The 6,196-nt window shown below is 52.5% G+C and carries 2 protein-coding genes; both read left to right on the top strand.

Annotation, left to right across the window (positions count from 1 at the left end):
• Positions 1 to 440: 440 nt before the first annotated feature.
• A complete protein-coding gene (locus IQ260_RS25985; RefSeq protein ID WP_193995986.1) occupies positions 441 to 1,430 on the top strand; it encodes a sll0787 family AIR synthase-like protein in 990 nt (329 codons plus the stop codon).
• A gap of 147 nt (positions 1,431 to 1,577) precedes the next feature.
• On the top strand, positions 1,578 to 6,196 hold a 4,619-nt coding region (locus IQ260_RS25980; protein WP_193995985.1), incomplete at its 3' end, for an AAA family ATPase.

Genomic DNA, 6,196 nt, shown 5'->3' with positions numbered 1-6,196 from the left:
CCACACCCCCATGGCTAGGGCGTTCCGCCGCCCTAGAACCCACGGAAAAATATCAGTGATATCCCGAATGGCGTGTTTGGGTGGTCGGTGGGGGGTTTAGAATTTTGCGCGCTGCGACAAAATTCTAAAAGGAGAGGTTATCTAATACCAAATCCAAATTCTGTAGGGCAATACCTTGTGATCGCCCTGCAATATCGGAGGGCTCAAAGTTCTTCTCCTTGAGGGAGAAGGATTTAGGATGAGGGCTAATGCAGAACGTAGAGCTGATTTCCAGTCAATCCTCTGTACGGTTTAGACAGTACCTTGGTAAGAGGAACCAGATATCGTTAAACCCTTTAGAGCGTTAGATTATTCACCTGTATATCCCTTAGAGCAATGAGCCTGTTTTTAACCAACCTTTTGGTCAGTCCAAAGCTCATGCTGACAGGGTTAAAACACCTATGACTGAAAGTCTCCCTGAACTAATTACTGCGCTTCAAAACTCTGTCAGTATCCTCGACAAACAAGATATCCAAACGGCTGCTAACACCGTCGGTCAATACGTCCATACTGCCAGCGCGGACTCTGTTCAACTGGGGGATGACTGTGCCGCCATACCTGACGGTGATGGTTACCTGCTACTGGCGGCTGAAGGTCTCTGGCCCCAGCTGGTGAGCCAAGATCCTTGGTTTGCGGGCTGGTGTGCTGTTATGGTCAATATTTCTGATATTGCTGCCATGGGGGGTACCCCTATCGCCGTAGTTGACGCGCTTTGGAGTCAGTCTGCAGCAGCTAGTGCGCCGCTGTGGCAGGGAATGCAGGCGGCTGCTCGGGCCTATAATGTGCCCATCGTCGGTGGCCATACCAACTGTCACAGTCCTTACGATGGTCTGGCGGTGGCTATTTTAGGTCGGGCGAAACAGCTGATTACTAGTTTTGATGCTCAGCCGGGGGATGACCTGGTGATGGTGGTCAATATGGCGGGTAGCTACTACGGGGATTATCCATTTTGGAATGCCGCTACAACTGCTGAACCGGCTCGGCTACAGCGGCACATTGGGCTACTACCTCAGCTGGCGGCCAGGGGTCTGTGTTATACGGGCAAGGATATTAGCATGGGTGGAATTGCTGGTACATTGCTGATGCTAGCTGAGGCGTCAGGGTGTGGGGCAAGTTTAGATCTTGACCTTGTTCCTCGTCCGGCTGGGGTGCCGTGGCGTAAATGGCTCACTAGTTTTCCTAGCTTTGGCTTTTTGCTCAGTGTTCCGCCAGAGCATTTTGCTCAGGTACAGGAATTGTTTCAGCCCCATGGGTTAACCTGCAAAGCCATAGGAAAAGTGAAGCCAGGCTCTCAAATTATTTTTCAGCATGCCGGAGAACAACGGCTATTTTGGGATGTGACCTCACCACTGACAGGATTTGGCAAGCGGTCGAGAGGTAAGGAAATGTAACGCGGTGATGGCCCTAAAAGGTTCTTTTTGGGATGCTTTAACGTCCTGATGACGAAATGGCTTATACGTAGGGTTACGGAGAACGAACATTGCTTCGTTTAGCCGATAGGCTATTAGAACCTTAGCGTTTGCAGGTATACATTTCGCATGACACTGTCGGGCTATCAGTTCCAAGCAGAACTTCATCGGAGCGAACGCTCCATTGTGGAACGGGGCGTTTTGCATGGACAGTCTGTGGTGGTCAAACGCCTTAACCGTCAGTATCCTTTGCCCAAGGACTTAGCTGACTACCAGCAGGAATACGACGTGCTCCAGCACATCGAGAGTGACTGGGTGATCAAGGGGTATGGTCTTAATGCCCAGCGGCATGAGCTGGTTCTGGTTCTAGAAGATATTGGGGGGCAGTCTCTGCGACAGCTGTACCGGGAGCAGGCGCTGCCGCTGGAGCAGTTTTTGGACATTGCGATCGCAATTACCCAGGGCCTAGGCCATATCCATGCGGCCCAGGTGATCCACAAAGATATCAACCCCGGCAACATTATCGTTAACCCCGCCACTGGCCAGCTGCGGATTATCGACTTTGGCCTTTCTAGCCGCATTCAGCAGGAAACCGCGACGCTCCAGCATCCCAATACCCTGGAGGGTACCCTCACCTATCTATCTCCTGAGCAAACGGGACGGGTGAATCGGCTGATCGACTATCGTACCGATATCTATTCCCTGGGGGCCACCTTTTACGAGCTGCTCACCGGCAGTCTGCCGTTTACCACCACTGATCCCATGGCCCTGGTCCATAGCCATCTGGCCAAAATGCCCCCCAGTGTGACCGAACTGCGGTCTGAACTCCCCGACTTTCTGGCGGCCATGGTGACTAAGATGATGGCCAAAAGTGCTGAGGAGCGCTATCAGAGTGCTTGGGGCATCCAGGCAGATCTAGAACGGCTGCAGGAGAGCCTATCTCTCAGCATCTCCCTGGATCTGCCCATTGCTCAGGATGACTATCCGTTTCAGTTTCGCTTGCCCCAGACGCTCTACGGTCGTGAAGCAGAGCTGCACCAGCTGCTGGCCAGCTTTGAGGAGAGCCGTTGTGCTAATGGGGCTCGTCTGGTGTTGGTCACGGGCTATTCGGGCATTGGTAAATCATCCCTGGTCCGTGAACTGTACCGCCCTATTACCGAGGCCCAGGGATACTTTACGACGGGCAAGTTTGACCAGCTGCAGCGGGTGGTGCCCTATGCCGCTTTGATCAAGGCTTTTAGCGGGCTACTGCGACAGCTGCTAGGGGAAAGTGCGGCTCAGTTGGAGGTGTTGCGATCGCACCTGCTCACCGCTGTCGGCAACAATGGCCAGGTCATTATCGATGTGATTCCCGATCTAGAGCTGGTGATTGGCCCCCAGCCTGCAGTCCCGGCATTAGCCCCAGCAGAAAGTCAGAATCGCTTTAGTAATGTCTTTCAGCGATTCGTGCGGGTGTTTGCCCAGCCGGAACACCCGCTGGTGTTGTTTTTAGATGATTTACAATGGGCCGATACTGCTAGCCTTAACCTGTTGCATCTCTTGCTTAGCGATACCCAGACCGAATCGTTGCTGGTGATTGGTGCCTATCGCAGTAACGAGGTGAGTGATACTCATCCCCTCATGCGTACTTTAACAGGGTTGCAACAAGACGGTATTGTTCCCACCACCCTGACGCTCTCACCGCTGGTGCTGCCCCATATCTGCCAGCTGTTAGCCGATACCCTGTACCAAGAGCTGTCAACGGTGGAACCATTAGCCCAGCTGCTCTTAGAAAAAACCGATGGGAATCCATTCTTTGTCAATGAGTTTCTCAAAACGTTAGAAGCTGAGAAGCTGATTCGATTTGATCTATCGCAGCGACGCTGGCACTGGAATCTGGCTCAGATTCAGGCCCAGAAGATTACCGACAATGTTGTGGTGCTGATGACCCGCAAGCTGCAACAGCTGTCGTCAGAGGTGCAACAGCTGCTATGCATCGCTGCCTGTATTGGCGCTAGCTTTAATATAGAAATGCTAGCTCTGGTGGCCGAGCAAGACCCAGCGGCGGTGCGCAAGACTTTGGAATCAGCCCTGCAGTCGGGGTTACTTCTGGCCTCAGAACAAAACCAGGAGCTGATGTTTCTCCACGACCGGGTACAGCAGGCGGCCTATGATTTGCTTGACTCTGGGGAAAAGTCGGCACTACACCTGCGTATTGGACAGCACCTGCAGCAACAGCTGGCTGCGCTGCCGGAAAAACTGTTTGAGGTGGTAGACCATTTAAACCTGGGCCGCTCTCAGCTGTCGTCGGAGCAGTATTTAGAGGTAGTCCAGCTCAACTTAGAGGCGGGACAGCGAGCCAAGCAGGCAACAGCCTATCAGGCGGCGGAACAGTATTTGGCAGCAGGGGTGGAGTACCTTGGGAAGATTGTTTCCCTATCTCTGGCTAAACTCACCTATGCGCTTTATCGAGAATGGGCCGAGGTGCAATACCTCCTCGGAGAGTTTGATGCGTCCCAGTCCACCATTGACCATCTCTTAAAGCAGAATCTCTCGCCGCTGCAGCAGGCTGAAGTTTACAACCTACGGATTGTGCAAAACACGATCCAAACGAATTACCAGGCGGCCTTGGAAGCGGGGAAAGAAGCCCTGGCGGTGCTCGGAGTGACTTTGCCACTGACCGATCTAGAGGTGTCCTTTAAGGTGGAATATGCTGAGCTGCGGGAAACTCTCGAAGGCCGAACTCTAGCGTCTTTAGAGGATCTGCCCACCATTACCGAACCTGAAAAAATCTTTGCGGTGGAGCTGTTGTCCAACCTGGGGTCGGCGGCCTATCGCTATGATCAGCGGGTGTGGCAGGTGATTGTGGTGCTGTCGATCAATTTGTTTTTGAAATATGGCAATGTGCCCCAGTCCTGCTACGGCTATTCTAACTATGGCACGCTGCTGGGGTCGGTGCTGGGAGACTATAAAGCGGGCTATGAGTCGGCTCGGCTGTCGCTGCGGCTGAGTGAGAAATATTGCGATCGCACCCAAACCTCCCGCGCCTGCTTTATCCTTAGCAACTTTGTTCAATCCTGGGTGAGACCCGTCTCTGAGGCCGATGCCGTCAACCAGGCGGGGGTGGATGCCGGGTTGGAAACCGGAGAATTTCAATATGTGGGCTATACCCTCAGCTATCGCATCTCCAATTTGTTTTTCCAGGGTAAGCCCCTATCTGAAGTAATGGTGGCCCTCCAGGAAGCTATGCAGTTTTGTCGTCAGGTAAAAAATCAGTGGGCCATTGATGCCCTGCTGGGTTACCAGCTAACCATTCAGCAGCTATTGGGAGACTGTCCGTCAGATACGGGCTATATCCAGGCCTGCCGTGACAACAATAGCCTCAGCGGTCTGTGTCGCTATTATATTTTGCAGGGGCTGACCCTTTACCTGGACCGCCAGCCTGACGAGGCTCTGGCGATGCTAGACAAAGCCGCCCCCATGCTGGATTTTATCCTTGGGGTGGTCTCCGTCGCCGAATACCATTTTTATCGGGCCATGCTGTTGGCAGAATTCCCGACATCCTCCGATACGTTACAACAGATCGAAACTCATCGCGTCTGGCTCCATAAGCGAGCCGCCATCTGCCCTAATAACTTTTTGCAAAAGGCCCAGCTGATCGATGCAGAACTGGCTCGTCTCAAAGGACAACAGTGGGATGCGATCCAGCACTACGATGCTGCCATTACCTGTGCTGTTAGCCATCAGTTTTTACAGGATGAAGCCATTGCCTGTGAGCGGGCTGCCCTCTTCTGGCTAGACTACGACAAGGTCGCCTTTGCTCGGCCCTATTTACAACAGGCTCACTATGCCTTTATGCGCTGGGGTGCGGCCCATAAGGTCGCTCAGCTGGAGCAAGAATTTCCCTGGCTACAGTCCATTAATGAGATGGAGCTAAACCCGGCGGCTATCACCAAACGGGTTAGTGGCAATACCTTTAGCGATACGTTAGATCTCTCTAGCCTGCTCAAAGCGTCCCAAACTATCTCTAGCGAAATTGTTTTAGAACGGCTAACCCGAGAACTGATGGAGATTCTGGTGGAAAATGCTGGAGCCCAGCGGGGCTATTTGCTGCTCAAAGATAGCGCCGATCTTTGGATAGAAGCCTATAGTGGCGGTGGTAATGTGCCCGTGGCCGAGAGTACCCGCGATCCAGAACAGCTGCCCCTATCCCTGATCAACTATGTCGTCCGCACTGTAAAAGCCGTCGTTTTAAGTGATGCGGCTACAGCGGGAGACTTTGTCCAAGACCCCTATATTCGTGTCCATCAGCCCAAATCTATTTTCTGTGTGCCATTGCTACACCAGGGGAGTCTTACGGGTCTGGTCTATTTTGAACATTTTCTGGCTCCCAATGCCTTTACCCGTGACCGTCTGGAGGTGATTAATCTACTGTCTTCCCAGGCGGCTATTTCCATCCAAAATGCTCAGCTGTACAATACCCTAGAGCAAAAGGTGGTCCAGCGTACCCAGGCCCTAGCCGCAGAGAGAGCCAAGTCGGAAAAGCTATTGCACAACATTTTGCCAGTGGCGATCGCAGAGCGGTTAAAGGAAAACGAACAGGCGATTGCCGATGGGTTTGAAGAAGTGAGTGTCTTGTTTTGCGACATAGTTGGCTTTACAAATCTATCTAGTCAGATTTCTCCGACTGAGCTTGTGGACTTTCTCAACCAGGTTTTTTCGGTCTTTGATCAGCTGTGTGACCGCCATCAGCTGGAAAAGATTAAAAC

Origin of the sequence: Leptolyngbya cf. ectocarpi LEGE 11479 (assembly GCF_015207065.1) — a bacterium.
GTDB classification, from domain to species: Bacteria; Cyanobacteriota; Cyanobacteriia; order Phormidesmidales; family Phormidesmidaceae; genus Leptothoe; species Leptothoe ectocarpi.
Note: the sequence above shows the minus strand (reverse complement) of the source record. Positions and strands in the feature narration are given on the sequence as shown.